Origin of the sequence: Paenibacillus sp. FSL P2-0089 (genome assembly GCF_038595095.1) — a bacterium.
In the GTDB taxonomy this organism is placed as follows: domain Bacteria; phylum Bacillota; class Bacilli; order Paenibacillales; family Paenibacillaceae; genus Paenibacillus_AQ; species Paenibacillus_AQ silagei.
The window spans coordinates 550,762-571,115 of the sequence record NZ_CP152006.1 but is presented as its reverse complement, the minus strand read 5'-3'; the positions used below and the strand labels follow the sequence as shown (position 1 = coordinate 571,115).

The 20,354-nt window shown below is 52.7% G+C and carries 7 protein-coding genes; 1 reads left to right on the top strand and 6 read right to left on the bottom strand.

The genetic code is table 11. The features are described from left to right. Positions 1-142: 142 nt before the first annotated feature. The 3 genes from NST69_RS02285 to NST69_RS02275 form a co-directional block, all read right to left on the bottom strand. Positions 143-7,603: an S-layer homology domain-containing protein gene (locus NST69_RS02285; protein ID WP_342548371.1), complete on the bottom strand. Its 7,461-nt coding sequence runs from the start codon at positions 7,601-7,603 to the stop codon at positions 143-145. Between the two features lie 308 nt (positions 7,604-7,911). Continuing rightward, a complete protein-coding gene (locus NST69_RS02280; protein WP_342548370.1) occupies positions 7,912-15,021 on the bottom strand; it encodes an S-layer homology domain-containing protein in 7,110 nt (2,369 codons plus the stop codon). A gap of 299 nt (positions 15,022-15,320) precedes the next feature. After that, positions 15,321-16,055 carry a hypothetical protein gene (locus NST69_RS02275; RefSeq protein ID WP_342548369.1) on the bottom strand — a complete coding sequence of 245 codons (735 nt, stop codon included), beginning with the start codon at positions 16,053-16,055 and terminating at the stop codon, positions 15,321-15,323. Between the two features lie 153 nt (positions 16,056-16,208). On the opposite strand from NST69_RS02275, the gene NST69_RS02270 reads away from it, so the two are divergent. Next, on the top strand, positions 16,209-16,811 hold the full coding sequence (locus tag NST69_RS02270; protein WP_341170138.1) for a DUF4304 domain-containing protein: 603 nt from the start codon (positions 16,209-16,211) through the stop codon (positions 16,809-16,811). An 86-nt stretch (positions 16,812-16,897) separates the two neighbouring features. Here the strand turns inward: NST69_RS02270 and NST69_RS02265 are convergent, their stop codons facing one another. The 3 genes from NST69_RS02265 to NST69_RS02255 form a co-directional block, all read right to left on the bottom strand. Continuing rightward, the gene (locus NST69_RS02265) at positions 16,898-18,067 is read right to left on the bottom strand and encodes a DUF4317 domain-containing protein (RefSeq protein WP_036730773.1); all 1,170 of its coding nucleotides are present in this window, start codon (positions 18,065-18,067) and stop codon (positions 16,898-16,900) included. A gap of 110 nt (positions 18,068-18,177) precedes the next feature. Next, positions 18,178-19,707: a hypothetical protein gene (locus NST69_RS02260; RefSeq protein WP_342548368.1), complete on the bottom strand. Its 1,530-nt coding sequence runs from the start codon at positions 19,705-19,707 to the stop codon at positions 18,178-18,180. Then, positions 19,700-20,269 carry an RNA polymerase sigma factor gene (locus NST69_RS02255; RefSeq protein ID WP_342548367.1) on the bottom strand — a complete coding sequence of 190 codons (570 nt, stop codon included), beginning with the start codon at positions 20,267-20,269 and terminating at the stop codon, positions 19,700-19,702. Before NST69_RS02255 ends, NST69_RS02260 begins: the two co-directional genes overlap by 8 nt. Between the last annotated feature and the right edge of the window lie 85 nt (positions 20,270-20,354).

The following is a 20,354-nucleotide window of genomic DNA, read 5'->3' as shown; positions in this document are numbered from 1 at the left end:
CGCACAGCACCCCACCCCTCCCAGCTCGAAATTCCCCTATTATTGGGTACACGCTAAATGCCAAAATTCTAATGCCAAAAAAAGCGAATTCAGCCTATGACTGAATCCGCTTTTTCTGGTTTGCCCAGTTTAATTCATACTATTAATCAATCAACTCTGACTTCTGGAGCAGACGCTGGATCAGCACCGCCACTTCTGCGCGGGTGACGTTAGCCTGTGCCTCCAGCTTATTGCCACCGCGGCCGGTGATTAAGCCGGCGGATGCTGCGAGCGCCAGACTGTCCTTCGCCCAGGCGCCAACGCGGCCTGCATCTGTGAAGGCTGCAAGCACACCAGCGGTGTCCACTGTGCCGGTCTGTTCTGCGAGACCGGTCAGCTTCATCGCCTTAGCGATGATGTTCATGGCCTGCTCGCGTGTGATCCGGTCTCCAGGACGGAAGCTTCCATCCTCGAAGCCGGTAATCAGCCCCGCCCCGGACGCTGTCCCAACTGCTGCTGCATACCAGCTATTCGCCGGAACATCTGCGAACTTCGCAGCTCCCTCTCCAAGCTTCAGGCCCAGACCGCGTACGATGATTGCTGCGAACTCTGCACGGGTGATGTCGGCGTTCGGGTTGAACGTGGATTCGTTCACCCCGTTAATGACCAGACGGGAGCCCATGTCATTCACAGCATTCTTCGCCCAATGCTTCTCCACATCCACGAATGTCAGCGGATGCCAGACCACAGAATAGGTGCTGTTCGTCAGACTGTTGATCTCTGCGTAGTATTTACCATCCTTCTGGATGATTCTGGTCGGTACATGACGCACCGTTCCATCCGGATCGACAACGATACCAGTTGTAAGCCGGTTCGGGTTAACCCCCTGCGGAAGCGCTACTGTCCGCGATACATATACATTGAACCGGCTCACCTCTACTGTTGAGGTTCCGGAAGAAGCAGTAACTGTGAAATCCAGGATAGGCGCTGCAAGGGTCAGGCCGCCCCTGCTTGCCGCAGCGGTGACCACCTGATTCATGGCAGCCGAAGCATCACCAATGGTAATTCTCAGCGTAATGTCCTCCAGCTTAGCTCCGTTACCTAATCTTGCGGCCAATGCGCCGATGTTAATCTCGGATGCAGGCAACGTATAGCTGCCCTTGCTGGTCTGAAGCACCAGGGTGGCCGCCACATTCTCCATATTCTTGATCATCTGGCCGCTCAATTCGCCGACAATCACATTCGAATCCAGCATCATCGGGATAGTTACTACAGCGCCGTTCCCCTCGGCATCCAGCTTCGCCTGCAATCTGGCCGGATCTACCGCGATGGTCGTCGTTCTAAGGTTACCGGAGATCGTGGTCGTTGCTTTGCCCGCGTTCTCCTCCTTGCCGTTCACAAGGACAATCACATCGGTAACCGTACTGGCCGCATTCCCGGAAGGGGTCCCGCTGTTCGGGTTACTTCCGGAGCTTGGGTTATTGCCGCTGCCCGGGCTGACCGGATCGGGAGTCGGCGTTACCGGAGTAGTCACTGCAACTACTGCAATGACGCTGCCGTATTTTACCACCATGCCTTCCGCATCTACCTCAGCAATGCCAATCGTATCCCCATTGGCTGCCGGAATCAGCCCTTCACTGCCTACAAGCGTGTATCCGGTCAGAAGGTCTCCCACATTCGGCACGATGATGCTGCCCGGACCAAAGTTCTTATACAGCAGCTTATGTCCTTCAGCCGGTGCAGGCGTAACCTTAATCTGTGTATAGCCGTTACTCTCTGCACCACCCGGATCACTGGCACTCACAGCCAAGTCCCCGGCAGGGATCAAGACATTCGTTGTAAAAGTCAGCGCAGTTGCCGGTCCCGCAGGAACCGATCCGCTCGCCGCCACCCGTACCTTTACGGCATGCTCGCCGCTGAGGTCCGGCAGGTTCGTTCCGTCATAACGTACGAAGGGTCCGTCATCCACGGAGAATTCCATGCTGGTGTTCAGACCTACAATCGTATTATTCAGATCATCCGCCACCACTTCTGGAGCCGCCGGGATCACGGCATCTGAGTCATGTACAGTCACCTGAGCAATAGCAGAAGCAAAGTCCGTTGACGTAGCTTTCACCCGCACATAATATGTGCCTGGTGCAAGACCGGTAATCGAAGTGTCTGTAACTTCTGTCCAAGCCTCTGTGTCCCCAATCTGGTATTCCATCTGGACGGTCAGATTCTGCAGTGTTCCGTCATTGGCTCCGTTATAGGTCACATCCGTGACACTCACTCCGACTGGAGCGGCCTGACGCGCGGGAACACTCAACATTTGCGCATCACTATCGGTGGTGGTCACCCCGTTACCCGTCTTCACGATATTCAGCACGCTTCCCAGCCAGCTGCTGTCTATAACCAGCGCCCCGTCTGCTGTCGTCGTTATCGCCGAGCCGTTCACGGTGTATAAAGCGTTCGGTATCAGTCCCGTTAGTAGCTCAGCGGCGTAATCAATGATACCAATAGGCGTCACTTCCGCCGTTGCTGCGAATGACGTTACCGTCAATGGCACCGAAGCTGAGGTGAAGGCCGTTGCTGTCGCCTTCGTGCGGACATCATAGATGCCTGGTGCAAGGCCTGTGACGGTGGTGCCTGTAACATCTGTCCATGCGCCTGCTGTACCTTTTCTGTATTCCATGGCTGTTGTCACATTCGTGAGCGTGCCGTCCTTTGCTTGAATCGCCGTTTCGTCTGTTGAAGCTACATCCGCAGGTGCTGCCGGACGGGCAGGAATAATCAAGGTCTGCACCGCACTGTCAATGGTCGTTGACGCATTCCCCTGCTTCACAAGGCTAAGGGAGCTGCCCAGCCAGCCGTTATCCAGTGCCAGCTTGCCGTCTGCATCCGCTGTTACCGTTAACGAACCATTTAGTATATACGTGCCATTCACCGTCAGACCACTCAGTTGCTCAGCTTCGTAGTCAATGACCGCTGTTGGTGTGGCTTCCAGAGTGGGCTCGTAGGCATTCACTGTTACAGCTTGTGCTTCCGAGGCAAAAGCTGTAACCGTACCCTTCGTACGGATAGAGTACGTATCCGGGACTAACCCGCTTACGCCAGTGCCTGTGACATCTGTCCATGCGCCTGCTGTACCTTTTCTGTATTCCATGGCGGTTGTCACATTCGTAAGCGTACCGTTCTTCGCGTTAATCGCCGTCTCATCCGTTGCCGCAACTCCCACAGGCGCTGCCGGACGGGCAGGAATAGTCAAGGTCTGCGCCGCACTGTCAATGGTCGTTGACGCATTCCCCTGCTTCACTAGACTCAAGGAGCTGTCCAGCCAGCCGTTATCCAGTACCAGTTTGCCGTCTGCATCCGCTGTTACGGTCAACGTACCGTTCAGTGTATACGTACCGTTTGCCGTCAGACCGCTCAGCTGCTCAGCTTCATAGTCAATGACCGCTGCTGGTGTGGCTTCCGGTATCGCTACATACGCTACCACATTCACGCTGTGTGCTTCCGAAGCAAAAGCCGTCAAAGTCGCCTTGGTCTGGACGAAATACGTACCCGGAGCAAGCCCCGACACTGTTGTGCCCGTCACATCCGTCCATGCGCCTGCGGCACCTTGCTTGTACTCCATGGCCGGAGTCACATTCGTAAGCGTACCGTTCTTCGCGTTAATCGCCGTCTCATCCGTTGCCGTAACTCCCGCAGGTGCTGCCGGACGGGCAGGAATAGTCACGGTCTGCGCCGCACTGTCAATGGTCGTGGACGCATTTCCCTGCTTCACAAGGCTCAGAGAAGTTCCGAGCCAAGAGCTGTCCAGTACCAGCTTGCCCGCCGCATCCGCGTATATCGATAACGTGCCATTCACCGTATAGAGACCATTCGCCAGCAGACCGCTTAGCTGCTCGGCTTCATAGTCAATCACCGCTGCCGGGATTGTCTCCACCATTGGCACATAAGCATTTACCGTTGCACTATGCGATTCCGATACAAAAGACGCCGTCGTCAATTTCACACGGACCTCATACGTACCCGGAGCAAGCCCCGTCACCGTTGTACCCGTCACATTCGTCCATACTCCCCCGGTACTTAGCTTGTACTCCATCGCAGCAGTCACATTCACAAGTGTACCGTTGTTCGCCTCTATTCCCATTTCATCGGTTGCCGTCACAGCTGTTGGTGTCGCCGGACGAGATGGAATGTTCAGCATCTGCGCCACACTGTCTACGGTTGTCGAAGCATTCCCCTTCTTCACAATACTCAATGACTCTCCCAGCCAGCTCTGCTCCAGCGCCAGGGTGCCAGCCGCAGTCGCCGTTACCGCCGTACCGTTCACGGTATACGTACCATTCGCCGTCAGACCGCTTAGCTGCTCGGCCCCATAGTCAATTACCGCTGCCGGGGTTATCTCTGCCGTTGGCACATACGCATTCACCGTTACACTATGCACTTCCGATACAAAAGACGACGCCGTTAATTTCACACGGACCTCGTACGTACCCGGAGCCAGCCCCGTCACTGCTGTACCGGTCACATCTGTCCATACTCCCCCGGTACTTAGCTTGTACTCCATCGCTGAAGTTACATTCTCAAGCTTACCGTTGTTCGCCTCTATCGCCAGTTCATCCGTTGCCGTCACACCTGTAGGTGCCGCTGGACGGGAGGGAATGACCAGCACCTGCGCCGCACTGTCTACGGTTGTCGTAGAATTCCCCTGCTTCACAATACTCAGGGACTCTCCCAGCCAGTTCTGCTCCAGCGCCAGCGTGCCAGCCGCAGTTGCCGTTACCGCTGTACCGTTCACGGTATAAGCGCCATTCGCCGTCAGACCGCTCAGTTGCTCGGCTGCGTAGTCGATCACCGCTGCCGGTGTCGGCTCCAGCGCTGGCTTGAACAGCGATACAGTTGCCGTCTGCGGCGAACCGCTGACTGTGTATCCGCTTGGCGAATTCACAGCCACGGACACATCGCCCTCGGCGGTCACTGAAGTAAGTGCAAGGCTCCAGGCCGTCCCCGATCCGGTCAAGGAACCTTTTACCGCAGAGCCTGTGCCGTCTGTAATCGTGATATCGTCTGCCGTCAGTCCGGTAATCGCAGCATCAAAGGTCAGATCAATCTTCGTTGATGTCGTTGTTCCGGGAACGCCGTCTGCTACAGCAGATTGCAGCACAACCGGGACTGTAGGTCCGGGGACATACTCATACGCTCCGATATCTACCGTTCCACCATAAATACGCGCTCCTCCCGCCAGATCCAGGGCTCCAGCTGTTTTCGTGTTATCCCCCTGATCAATTGCCGATACAGCAGAGCCCTTCAGACTGAAGTTGCCGCCAGCCGCATCAACAAACGGATCGCCGGAAATGACATTACTCCCGCTCTGCACAAGGGTATCGTTATTATAATTGTAGAATAATTCCTCCAAAGTGCCTGCCGTAGCGGCCTCCATCTTGTTACTAATCAGCACATTATTGTAGATATCCAGTGAGCTGGAGCCGGGGGAACTGGACACAGCATACATTGCCGGACCATAAGATGCCCCCGTCCCGGTATTGTTCACATGGTTGTTATAGAATGTATTATTCCAGACCTTCAGATGCGGATCTAACATTACACCGATGGCCGATCCGTAGGAATCTTCTGCAGAATTACTATTTGAGCGATTATTAGCAAACAGAGAATTGCTGATTACGCCATCCATATAACTATTGTAGTATAGCGCAGCCCCCTGAGTTGTTTCAGTTGTGGCGGTAGCTGTGAGTACATTATCTGTGAATACTACCCGGTCAAGATCGACTTTGTATGGAGCAGTAAGTGCCGCTAGAGAGGCGATCGAGCCGGTCTTCTTATACGTCATTGTATTTGCTTCAAAGATTACGTTATTCAGTTGAATGCTGCTATAGAGATTGCCGCCGACTCCCAGCGCAGAGCCGAAGGAATCATACTTGCCGCTGCTGTCGGTGATATCAAAGCCAGTCAGACGGATATCCGACATTTCGAATACCCCCGAACCGGTGGCCAGAATGCCCCGGTGTCCATTGCCGTTAATCGTTATGGCCGGATGACCCGTTGCATCCTGCAAGCCGGTAAGCTTGAAGCCGCCGGCTGAAGCGTCGCCGATGGTCGTACCTTTCCAGTCCTGATCATTCCAGCCCGTCAGATCCGACTGAAGCGTAATCGTCTGGCCCGCAAGCGAAGGGTCGAAATCAACCTGCCCGCCGCTGACTGCCCCCGCCTGTTCAATGGCCCAGCGCAGCGAACCCGCACCGCTGTCATTCGTATTGGTCACCGTAAACACATGATTGCCTTGAGGCGGGACTCCATTATCAAACAGCTTGCCGGTTATCCTGTAATGGCTGGCATCCGTATTATCTGTTTTGATGAAGACAACTTTATCGCCGAAGGCGGGATACAAAGAGAATTTCGGATAATATTCCACAGCGTACATCCAGCTCTGCTCATCATACCCCTGCATAACCACCGGAGCGGAATCGACCGGTTGAGCCGAGGTAAGGATCAGATTCCCGTCATAGCCATAATAATTCAGGTAAGCATACTGGGTCCCTGACCAATCCTTACCATTGTAGTACGCATCGTTGATGGCATCATTTGACGCAGAATCCGTACTTACGGTTACGAACCCCGGCAACGCACCGCTCCTGTACACAGCAGCTGAAGCCTCACCCATATAGCCGTTTACCGTAAATCCTCCTTGGCTCGTTCCAGCGTTATCATATAAGGAAACTTCGGAGCTTCCCGTTTGCCAGTGATATTGGCTGAACATGAAATTTCCGTTGCCCAGCGTAGACAGATATAGCTGTTTCTCATCTGTTCTTGCGCCAATATTAATTGTATTTAAGAGTGCTCCATTATTGCTGAACAGCTTCAGATATATATTATCGTTCGGGCTTCCTGAATTATAAGCAACCATATATACGCCGTCACCAGCGGATACATAGGACATGCTCGCATTAGCATCTACCAGAAGAGTTTCGCTTGATACAGGTGTACCCGCAGCGGTGAACACACGGGTAGCCGTGCTTACATTGTCATTTCTTTGCCAGGAAAAAGCTATATCACCGTTAGATAACTCCGCTATCGACACAAAGCGTGTGAGTTGCGGAAGACTTGCATCACTATAGGTATTAATCTGAGTCTGGCTGGTCAACTTCTGTCCGTACTGGTTAAGGACCATGAAGTAGGTATTGGGGGTGCTCTCGATAACCGTTCCTAATGGAAGGTTGGTAGGACTGCTATCGCTTTTGTTATACGTAATCAATAGATCCCCGTTACTTAGCGCAAGCATATTCACATCCGTCATTTGGTAATAGGTATCCATTAAAGTGCTAAGGTTAATATCCGTAACAAGCGTCCCTGTATTGTCAAAGACTTTTAAATAATGAGTGTAGACGCTTGAATTACCAACATATGCAAATGTGCTTAAAATTACTGCCGTCTTCCCGTTCGGAAGTCCCTCCGCATCTGTAACACTCTTGTTCGTGGTATTCACTAACGAAGGCTCGATAACAAAATCCGCTGTTTTATTAAATGACGGCACCGCCGCATAAGCACGGAGTGACATCATGGGCAGCAGCCCGATCACCAATACCAGAGCCAGCCCGATCTTCCCCATTTTCTTTAACATCGCTTTCCTCCTTGTCGAATGAACATTTCCATAATATTGATAACGCTTCCGTAAAACTCTGAACATGCTGCACACACTCTGCACATGCCCGGCATTAGCAAGCATTAGTTTTCCATAATGGTTTATCGACATTTTCCGCGATAAATTTAACTTATTCGACAAAATATTATGTTTAATTACGATATTTTTGTATCTTTATTACTTGCATATTTCATGACGGAGCTTCCTCCACTCCTTAAGCAAGACACATAGCAGAAAAAGCGGATTCAGCATGAGCTGAATCCGCTTTTTTCACTTTCCATCTCCATTTAGTCAATCAAATCTGACTTCTGCAGCAACCGCTGCATGAGAACCGCCACTTCTGCACGTGTGACATTAGCCTTGGCTTCCAGCTTGTTACCGCCGCGGCCGCTAATCAGGCCGGCCTTGGCTGCTAGTGCCAAACTATCTTTTGCCCAGCTGCCTGCAAGTCCTGCATCGGTAAAGGCGGCAAATACACCTGCTGTATCCACTGTGCCGGTCCGGTCTGCTAGACCGGTCAGCTTCATCGCCTTAGCGATGATCGTCATCGCCTGTTCGCGTGTAAGCTTGGCATCCGGACGGAAATTTCCGTCTTCGAAGCCGTTGATCAGACCATACTCCGAAGCCGTTTGTACCGCCCCTGTATACCAGGCATTCACTGGCACATCTGCAAAAGAAGTTGCTCCTTCTCCGAGCCTCAGTCCCAGACCGCGCACAATAATTGCTGCGAACTCTGCCCGGGTGATATCCGCATTCGGGTTAAACGTGGTTTCGTTCACCCCATTAATGACTAACCGCGAGCCCATATCATTTACCGCAGCCTTCGCCCAATGCTTCTCCACATCTGCGAAGGTCAACGGATGCCAGACTACGGAATACGAGCTATTCGTTAGACTGTTTATCTCGGCATAATATTTACCATTTTTCCGGATGATTTGGGTTGGTACATGACGCACCGTTCCATCCGGCTCTACAACGATACCTGTTGTAATCCGGTTCGGGTCAATGGCTCCAGGAATCTCCACCGTACGTTTCACATAAGCGTCGAACCGGTTGATTTCCACTGTGGCATTACCGTAGGTCCCAGTGACTGTGAAGTCTAGAGAAGGTGCAACCAGGTCAAAGCCGCCTTTGCTTGCTGCCACGGCTATCACTTGATTCATTGTTGCAGAGGACTCGCCGATCGTAATCTTCAGCTTGATATCCTCGAGCTTCACACCGGTGCCAAATTGCCGGGCCAACGCCCCAATGTTAATTTCTGCTGCTGGTAAAGTATAAGAAGCCTTGCTGGTCTGGAGTACAAGCGTTGCCGCTGCATTCTCCATATTCTTGATCATCTGGCCGTTCAACTCGCCAACGAAAATATTGGAATCCAGCATTACCGGAATCGTAACCACTGCCTCAATGCCTTCCGCATCCAGCTTGGCCTGAAGCTTGAGTGGATCTACGGTAATGATCGTAGTTTTTGTATTGCCGGAAGTAGTTGTCGTCGCTGTGCCGGCATTCTCCTCCTTGCCGTTCACAAGGACAATCACATCGGTAACCGTACTGGCCGCATTCCCGGAAGGGGTCCCGCTGTTCGGGTTACTTCCGCTGCCCGGGCTGACCGGATCGGGAGTTGTCGTTACCGGAGTAGTCAGCGCAACTACTGCAATGACGCTGCCGTATTTTACTACCATACCTTCCGCATCTACCTCAGCAATGCCAATCGTATCCCCATCGGCTGCCGGAATCAGCCCTTCACTGCCTACAAGCGTGTATCCGGTCAGAAGGTCTCCCACATTCGGCACGATGATGCTGCCCGGACCAAAGTTCTTATACAGCAGCTTATGTCCTTCAGCCGGTGCAGGCGTAACCTTAATCTGTGTATAGCCGTTACTCTCTGCACCACCCGGATCACTGGCACTCACAGCCAAGTCCCCGGCAGGGATCAAGACATTCGTTGTAAAAGTCAGCGCAGTTGCCGGTCCCGCAGGAACCGATCCGCTCGCCGCCACCCGTACCTTTACGGCATGCTCGCCGCTGAGGTCCGGCAGGTTCGTTCCGTCATAACGTACGAAGGGTCCGTCATCCACGGAGAATTCCATGCTGGTGTTCAGACCTACAATCGTATTATTCAGATCATCCGCCACCACTTCTGGAGCCGCCGGGATCACGGCATCTGAGTCATGTACAGTCACCTGAGCAATAGCAGAAGCAAAGTCCGTTGACGTAGCTTTCACCCGCACATAATATGTGCCTGGTGCAAGACCGGTAATCGAAGTGTCTGTAACTTCTGTCCAAGCCTCTGTGTCCCCAATCTGGTATTCCATCTGGACGGTCAGATTCTGCAGTGTTCCGTCATTGGCTCCGTTATAGGTCACATCCGTGACACTCACTCCGACTGGAGCGGCCTGACGCGCGGGAACACTCAACACTTGCGCATCACTATCGGTGGTAGTCACCCCGTCGCCCGTCTTCACGATAATCAGGGTGGTTCCCAGCCAGCTGCCGTCTAGCGGCAGCGTTCCATCCGTGGTGGCCGTAACAGCCGTACCATTTACGGTGTATCCCCCTTCTGGAATCAGACCTGTCAATCGCTCTGCGGCGTAATCAATCACCGCCGCAGGCGTCACTTCCGCCTCAGATGCAAAGGAGGTCACTGTCACTTCCACCGCAGCTGAGCTGAACGCCGTTGCTGTCGCCTTCGTGCGGACTTCATAGACGCCTGGTGCAAGGCCTGTGACGGTGGTGCCTGTAACATCTGTCCATGCGCCTGCTGTACCTTTTCTGTATTCCATGGCTGTTGTCACATTCGTGAGCGTGCCATCCTTCGCATGAATCGCTGTTTCATCCGTTGCTGTTACTCCGGCAGGTGCTGCCGGACGGGCAGGAATATTCAAGGTCTGCGCCGCACTATCTATGGTTGTGGATGCATTCCCCTGCTTCACTAGGCTCAGGGAGCTGCCCAGCCAAGAGCTATCCAGCGCCAGCTTGCCGTCTGCATCTGCTGTTACTGTCAACGAACCATTCAGTGTATACGTACCGTTCGCAGTCAGACCGCTCAGCTGCTCAGCCTCGTAGTCAATGACCGCTGTTGGAGTGGCTTCCAGTGTGGGTACGTAGGCACTCACCGGTACAGCTTGTGCTTCCGAGGCAAAAGCTGTCACCGTACCCTTCGTACGGACATAGTACGTATCCGGGACCAACCCGCTTACGCTGGTGCCTGGAACATCTGTCCATGCGCCTGCTGTACCTTTTCTGTATTCCATGGCTGTTGTCACATTCGTAAGCGTACCGTTCTTCGCGTTAATCGCCGTCTCATCCGTTGCCGCAACTCCCGCAGGCGCAGCCGGACGGGCAGGAATAGTCAAGGTCTGCGCCGCACTGTCAATGGTCGTGGACGCATTTCCCTGCTTCACAAGGCTCAGAGAGGTTCCCAGCCAAGAGCTATCCAGTGCCAGCTTGCCCGCCGCATCCGCGTATATCGATAACGTGCCATTCACTGTGTACAAGCCATTCGCCATCAGACCGCTTAGTTGCTCGGCTTCATAGTCAATCACCGCTGCCGGGATTGTCTCCACCATTGGCACATAAGCATTTACCGTTACACTATGCGATTCCGATACAAAAGACGCCGCCGTCAATTTCACACGGACCTCGTACGTACCCGGAGCAAGCCCCGTCACCGTTGTACCCGTCACATCGGTCCACGTTCCCAAGGCACCTTGCTTGTACTCCATCTCAGCAGTCACATTCACAAGCGTACCGTTGTTCGCCTCTATTCCCATTTCATCCGTTGCCGTCACACCTGTTGGTGTCGCCGGACGGGAGGGAATGACCAGCACCTGCGCCGCACTGTCTACCGTTGTCGAAGCATTCCCCTGCTTCACAATACTCAGGGACGTTCCCAGCCAGCTCTGCTCCAGCGCCAGCGTGCCAGCCGCACTCGCCGTTACCGCCGTACCGTTCACGGTATACGTGCCATTCGCCGTCAGACCGCTCAGTTGCTCGGCTGCGTAGTCGATCACCGCTGCCGGGGTTGGCTCTGCTAATGTCACATAAGCATTCACCGTTACACTATGCGCTTCTGATACAAAAGACGACGCCGTCAATCTCACACGGACCTCGTACGTACCCGGAGCCAGCCCCGTCACCGTTGTACCTGTCACATCTATCCATACTCCCCCGGTACTCAGCTTGTACTCCATCGCTGAAGTTACATTCTCAAGCTTACCGTTGTTCGCCTCTATCGCCAGTTCATCCGCTGCCGTCACACCTGTTGGTGTCGCCGGACGGGATGGAATGCTCAGCATCTGCGCCGCACTGTCTACGGTTGTCGTAGAATTCCCCTGCTTCACAATACTCAGGGACTCTCCCAGCCAGCTCTGCTCCAGCGCCAGCGTGCCATCCGCCGTCGCCGTTACCGCCGTACCGTTCACGGTATAAGCGCCATTCGCCGTCAGACCGCTCAGTTGCTCGGCCTCATAGTCGATCACCGCTGCCGGGGTTGTTTCCGGCGTTGCCGTGAATGCATTCACCGTCACACTATGCGCTTCTGACACAAATGCAGTCACTGTCGCCTTCGTGCGGACATAATAAGTATCCGGTTCAAGTGACGTTACGCTTGTACCCGCAACATTCACCCAAGCGCCTGCGACCCCCCGCTTGTATTCCATCCCCGAATCCACATTCACCAACGCGCCATCTTTCGCATTAATCGCGGTTTCATCCGTTGCCGCTACACCCGCAGGCGCTGCCGGACGGGACGGAACATTCAGCGTCTGCGCCACGCTGTCTGTAGTCGCTGAACCGTCTCCCTTTTTCACGATGCTTAATGACTCTCCCAGCCAGCTGCTAACTATAGCCAGCTTGCCGTTAATGTCTGCCGTTACAGGCTGACCGTTCACTGTATACGCACCGCCTGGCGTCAGGCCAGTCAGTTGCTCGGCAGTATAGTCAATGACAGCTTCCGGGGTAATCTCTGCCGTTGGCACATACGCATTCACCGTCACACTATGCGCTTCCGACACAAATGCAGTCACTGTCGCCTTCGTGCGGACATAATAGGTATCCGGTTCAAGTGACGTTACGCTTGTACCCGCAACATTCACCCAAGCGCCTGCCGTTCCACGCTTATATTCCATCCCCGAATCCACATTCACCAACGCGCCATCTTTCGCATTAATCGCAGTTTCATCCGTTGCCGCTACACCCGCAGGCGCTGCCGGGCGGGACGGGACATTCAGCGTCTGCGCCACGCTGTCTGTAGTCGCTGAACCGTCTCCCTTTTTCACGATGCTTAATGACGCTCCCAGCCAGCTGCTATCTATAGCCAGCTTGCCGTTAATGTCTGCCGTTACAGGCTGACTGTTCACTGTATATGCACCGCCTGGCGTCAGGCCAGTCAGTTGCTCGGCAGTATAGTCAATGACAGCTGCCGGGGTTGCTTCCGGCGTTGCCCCCACTCCACTGTCCAGTACAACTCTTGTATTGTCGTTACCTACAATATAGAATTTATCATTCTGGAACCTAACCTGGTTTAATCCGCTTCCGCTGACTCCCAGCGCCTGCTCGTCATATTGGGTCCAGGTAACCAGATCTTTAGAAGAATAAGCCACATGGGATTCCCGATCGTTGTACACTACACCTGCAGCAACATAATAACCGTTACCATAATCTATGGAACGCAGCTCCGTCCAGGCTGAGTTTGCATCAATCCCATGCTCCGTCCAGACAGAGCTGCTGCTTAACACACCGCTTGTCTCCAGCAGCTGCGGAGTTCCATCATTGCCATTCGTAGCCATAACGGCATATTTTCCATTTGCATAAGTGATATCATAGAAAGCGAAGTAGCTGGAGGGCTCGTAATTCTTCAATGAGTCAAGTGAGCTCCAGCTTGTTCCATTCGTAGAGGCCCAGATTCCTCCATCACCAAAAGCCACATAAACCCCGTTCACAGCCTTCACATGATTGAATGAAGCTCCGCTTAAGGTTGCTACAACAGCCCATGAGACTCCATCAGCAGATTGTAGAACATTATTGGCAGTCACAGCAACAAAACCGTTAGTGCCATAAGCTAATCCTTTTACAAGACCGGCAGCTCCGGCTGGAAGATCTGTAACCGTCCAATTCTCTCCATCTCCAGAGACACCCAGCTTCTTCCCCGCTGCAACGAAAACATTGTTGCCATAGGCAATTTCAGCGAATCCCAGATTAGGCGGCAGGTGGTTAGATACACTCAACTGATTCCAGCCGCTTGAAGAGGACATGAATATATTATCCTGAACCTCCGTACCAAAGTCTGACAGAACGTTTCCAGCTACCACCCACTTGCTTCCATTAAACGTGCTTCCTTGCAGGTTCCCGCTGAACCTGACCCAGCGGGTCTGATCTGGCGTCACGACAAGACTATGTGCTGACTTCGTTAACAGAACTATTCCTGTGCCGTTTGAAGCGGCCGATATAATGGTATGATTCGTTACGGGCTCCGCCGCTGTCCACGCCCCTCCACTATTGGCCGAAGTATACATTTTACCTTCCCTGCCAAATCGATAGAGTAAGGATCCCGCCTGCACAATGCCAAGCATATTATCATAAGAAGAGTCTGCGGCAAAGGTCATTCCATTGCTGCTTACATAACCGTTCTCCCAGTTTTTCGATACATAGAGCTTACCGTTATACACAGCTAATGCATCCAGTCCAAACGTTCCGCCCAAGAATGCAGACGTCCAGCTTGACCCGTCATCCGAGTGGGCATAGGAGGCGAATACATTGCCCGTAATCACATATTTTCCATTGAAATTAATAATGTCTGTTAGAAAAAAAGGACTGCTGGTGGTCGATTGGGCTGGCCAGAGCGCAGGAACCGTACTCCACTGGCTCCAATTCTGTCCGTCTGCAGAAGAATAGATAACCCCCAGGTCTTGCGCCCGATTAGTGGCACTCCACCTTCCGCCGGCAGCATAAAATGTCCCGTTAATGTAACGCACCTTTTGCAGGATGTCAGCATTTACAGATGAGGATTTATCACTCCAGGTTCCGCCTCCGTCCGTAGAGACAATGACCTTAGCCTTTGCAGTGGAGTTTGAATAATCTACACCTACCGCTACATAAGTGCTTGAAGTAAATGCAATACTCCTCCAAGAAATCTTGGCATTAGATGACGGGGTGCTAATCTTGCTCCAGCTCATCCCATCTGCCGATTGTACAATTCTCCCGCCCTCTCCTACTGCGGTATAAGTTCCACCCGCATAGATTACACTGTTCAGATTCGTATCCAGGTTCTCTGCCACCGCCGATGCAACAGTCAAAGTATCCGCCGAAGCCTGTGCTCCGGCAATGCTCATATTCGGGAATATCAGCAATAATATAAGAATGAAAATCGAGCTTTTTTTCCATAACAACGGTCTTTTCATACACATGTCCCCTTATGTCCATTAAATGTGCCGTCCAATTTATCCGTTAGTCAGCCCTCAACCCGTTAGTAAAAGTGCCCTCCTATGAGCAGAATGTAATTCTCCACATTGGATTCGACAAAAATCGCCATAAACCTTCAAAAATACTATACTAAAATTTAAAATACATCATTATATTTTTTAGCTGGATTTGGAAGGCGCTCTTGCAAAAGAACTCCAGCTTCGCAACATGATGCGTTACCATAAGCGCAAAAAAAGCCCGCTCTGTCGATTGAACAGAACGGGCTGAAAAATATCCTCTACATTTCTTCCACATACCGCTTGGCTTCGCCAAGGGGCATATCCGTATGCTGACGGACGAGCTTGATGGCAAGAATGAGCTTGCCGTCCTTTTTTAACTGCCGGACATGCTCCTGGACCTCTTCGGGCAGGACCCTCAGCGTAGTGCTTGCTGCCTCCCGGCGCTTCAGTTCCGCAGCTACCCGCTGCTCCATATCCGGTGTCAACGTCTCGTCTACGGTCGCGGCAGGCACCGGCCAGCGCTCTGGCTTACTCCCCCGGATCACTGCAAGCAAGGTGCCTACAATCGAGTAGAGCACCAGATACTGAGCGCACCGGTACAGGTATAACCATACTGTACTTAGCGTAACCATCTCCCCGCCTGGCTTCAGAATGGAGAGGTTATCCGAAATGACGTACTGGCCTGGCGCATAATTATTGATATCCTGGTCCAGCTGCAACTGACCTATAGGTGAGACAATCCATTCCAGCGGCTTGTTGGTTACGGGGTTCCCTGCTGTATCGATCATCATGCCCAAGAACGAGAATATGGCGACAGCAAAAACTAGATAATTAGACCAATTCAACCTTTTGACTAACACCACCATACTGAACACAACCAGCAAAGTCAGACTTCTTATGTAATCGTTATGTAGGAATAATTGAAAAACTACCGGCAGCCCCCACCCGAACAGCAGCACCATAACAGCCGCAAACCCAAAGAAAAGCAATAAAATCTTAACATTCTTCATCACTACCTTCATTCCTCCTCTCCTGCCTCCTATCCTATATTTACCCAGAATGAAGTCATTTGAGGCGATCCTGTTTATAGTACAATTATAGCTGTCAGCCGACACGTTATAATATGCAGTCTATTATCACCCCAGGTGAAGGAGGATTTACTTACTATGAATGAATTGTTAGATATGAAGGAATTGTTCAAGCAGATCATCAAGCAGGACGTCAAACCTTTGTTCTCCGCACAGGGCTATCGTACAAAAGATCTGAATTTCTACAAAACAGAAGGCCAACTCAGCTATAAAATCAATATCCAGAAATTCAAGTACAATACACACAAGCAACTCAGCTTCTATGTGAATTACAATCTTCATTCCGAAGAGCTTGCGCAATATAGGCCTGCTTCGTCTCTGGGCTTGCCTCACTTCTATGCCCGGATCAACCAAATCGTCCCCGCCGCCCCGGAACGCTACTTCCTGACGCCGGAGGTAGATGTGGACAGGTTCACGGCAGACCTGCTACTCCACTTGGATCAGGGTCTCCAATTCATGTACACCCTAACCGATGCCAGGGCCATTATTGAATACTATATGCCGCGGATAGCACTGCATTTAAGTGAGGAGACCTTCGGGTACCTGCTGGATACAGGGGATACAGAGACTGCGGAGCAATACCTGCAGCAGCTCCAAGCGAAATACGGCGCCGAGAAGCGCTGGGCGATTTGGGAGAAGAAGTTTGTGGCGGTCTGGGAGAAATACGGAAGCTCTTCCTAGCGCAGCCATCCTCCACAAATAAAAGGGCCTCCCGGTCTCGTTAGGAGAGATCGGGATAGCCCTTTTTCAATATACATCAGTCCAGATTAGGATAAGTTCTCCGTCAGCAGCGTGAAGCCTTCGATCACCGCATCCTCATCAATCTCAATCATGATGCAGCGTTTGCCCTGGTAATTCACCTGCCGTACATATCTCAGGTCTTGCGGGCTGATTGTGATGGAAGCGACCTTCGTATCTATCTTGATCGACTTGGAGGTGAACTTCGGGATGACGCTGCTGGCCTTCAGCTCATAATGCTTATTGTCCACGATGGTCTCGAACGCGCGCTCCACCTTCTCCGCCGTCACATCCTCCACACCGCTGGCCTTCAGCACACGCTCCACATCGCGGTAATCAAGTCTCGGCGGTTCTTCCTCCTCCGCGTTGTCCTCAATGACCTGGTGAATCTCCTCGTACACCTGAGCAATGGTCGCCACATCGATCTGCTCGCCCGCCACTTCCTTTACAATGTCCTCAAAAATAGACCGTTCCTCCAGCGCCGTCACCGACCGCTCCGCATTCAGCACCTGCTCGATGAACTGCGGGTTTGGATTATTCGCGCTTCCCGTGCAGTACAGCACCCGGTTGATATCCGAATAGTTGTCGGTCACACTCGGGTAGAAGAAGCCCTGCTCCGGCGTACTGAGCTTGATGATGGGATCCACCATGATATTGTATTTGAACTCCCGCTCCACATAATCGAACAAAAGCGTCTTACGCTGCTGCTCCGTGGAATTCACGCTGCACAGAATGAACGGATGCGCGAATACCTCGTCCTTCCCGGTCTCCTCGGCCTCATCATTACGCGCCTTGGTCGGCCGGAAGTATTGTCCCCGCACGAAGGTGATGACCGCATCCTTCTCATACTTGGCATCCACCAGCATTTTGTCCACCAGCATAAGCATCAGGTCCTGCCACTCCTCCGGGTCACCGGTTATCAGCCCCTGGTGCAGCATCACCTGCGACGGCTCCTCTGCTTCCTCCAGGAACTTCAGCTCGAACAGCTTCTGGTCCAGCTCGCCCGTCAGCAGCTTCCGGAAGTTACTCATATACAGCTCCTGCTTCTCGCGTTCCAGCATGGCGAACGGCTGGCGTTCGAAGTGGTAGATTTCATTCGTTTCTTTCATAATATAGACATTCAGAATATCGTACAGATTCAGCTGATCATGGTCCATCTTGAACTGCTTGCGTATATGTGCGGCTTCTTTCTTGATCATGGTATGTGACACAGCTCCTAAGTAATCAATTGGTCTAATCAGTATATACGATTGTAAAAACCTTCGCCAGACACCCCCGAAGCCGGAGCGCTGCCTGGCGGATGATTCAATTATCGCACACGGAGTTCAACCTGCTGATTCACCTGGACCTGCTCGCGCTGTGTCACGGCATTAATTATTTCCACTTCATACTGCTTCTGCTCAGGGGCCGCAATCCAGACCTCATATTCCCCGCGTCCTTCCTGAGCCTGCAGAATGTTCTGCGCGAAGCCTGCCTGATCCCTGTTGCCCGCATAGAACTTGTCATACAGCTCCTGGGACTGAAGCACCTTAGCCATATAGCCTGGGATATTGAAGTCAATGCTCATGCGGTTCTGCGCATCCTGCTTAAGCTTAAGCTTCAGGAACCCGTCTTCATAACGGCTCTCGGTCAGGAGCATCTGCTTGCCGCTGAACAGAATCAATTTGGGCAACATTTCGTCCATGGCCAGAGAGAAGGAGCCTACCTCTGAGAGCTGGACATGCCCGATCTTCAGGTTCAACTGATCGGCTTGCTTACTGAAATACGGCGAAGAAGCAAACTCCAGCCGGATCGTATCGGAGCCGCTGTTGCTGCGTCCTGGCACAGAGTTCAGGCTAGTGTAACCTTTGAACTGGTAGGTGCCGCCTGCGTTATCCGTCAATTCGATGGACGGGTTGCTCCAATCGATATCCAGCAGGCTCTGGTTCTTATTGTTCAGGTGGAGGATAATGTAGGTGCTGAGCGGCGTAATTTTGACCTCCTGCACCTCAATCGCCCGCTGCTCGGAGTGAACAGTAACCGGTATGGACGCCTGCTGCGGGATGATCTGGTCCTGCTTCCACTGACTTTTGTCAAAAGGGACGTCCAAGCTATGCTTCAGCGGAATCGCGCTTCCCGCCTGAGGCTCATAGAAGGTAAAGCTTAGCTTGGACGGGTTCCCCGCCAGGAAATCGGCCACCTGCTGCGGCGACAGCTGCTGCTCGGTCGGCAGAACCAGAATCGGCTCGCCGGTCTGTTCGTCATGGATAAGCTTCATTACCCCGCCTGCTCCAGCACTCGGGAAGTCCTTGCTCGTTACGTGATAACCCGCGTTGCTATAGTCGATCCCTGGTGTTCCGTCCGGCCAGGTAGTTACGCTTCCGCTAATTTTGTCCGACTGGACAAAGACCTTGTATACCAGCCTGTCACTGGTCAGGTACACATCGCTTAGACTCACCTTGGTATCTCCGAAGCTCAGCACGACCGGCTGGAAAGGCCGGTATTCATGATTGCCCGCATTCTGCACACCGTCACCGGTACGCAGCGTAGCCAGCCAGTCGGAGGCCACCGAGAAGCCGGGAATGTATTGCACCAGGCTGGCGAAGGCCGGCGATACCTGGGCAGAGAATAGTAGGATGGCAACCGCAACCGTTCCGAAGGCAACACCCACCAGCCGCCGCTTCATGCGGGACCGGACCGGACGGCTAGGGGCAGCAGGCTCCGCAGCAGCCGCGTGCATCGCAATATTTTTCGCAAAATCATGCAGGCTCTGCGGCGCAGCATGAATGCTCAGCATACCCACCATTTCCTTAACCTGCTGCTGAGGTTCGCCCTGTATCCCGTTCTTGAACTTAGACATCGAAAATCACCTTCTTCGGATTAATGGATTCATTCAGATTCATCAGCTTCAAGCGCGCATTATGCAATCTGGACTTCACGGTCCCGGTCTTAATGCCCAGCACGTCTGCGATCTCCTCTACGGACATCTCCTGATAGTAATACAACACAATCACTGAGCGGTGGCGCATATCCAGCGACATGACCTGGGCCAGCAGCCGGGATTGCTCTTCTTTCTTCAAGACCGCCTCCATAGGCTGCTCCTGTTCATCCGCCGGCTCCTCATGAACCCCGAGCGCTTCTGTCTGTCTGAACTGCCTGGAGCGTGTTCTCGCCAGATCCAACGCCCGCATCGCGACCAGCCGGTTGAACCAGCTTCGGAAGCTGCGGATTTCTTTGCCGTTAATAATGGCTCTATAGGCTTCCAGCATCGCATTCTGGACTGCATCCTCGGCATAGTGCGGGGAGTTCAGAATCGCTCTGGCCGTGCTGTAAGCCCGGTCCAGATAAGGCTTCACCAGCTGGTAGAATGCATCCTGTTCCCCGTCCCGGCACTGCTGCAGCCATAACTGCTCCTGTTCCATCCGCTTCACCTCCTTTTGACTTGTTATACTCTATAGGCGATGGCCGGGCTGATCCGGTTCATTCATCTCTGGAGGATGATTATGG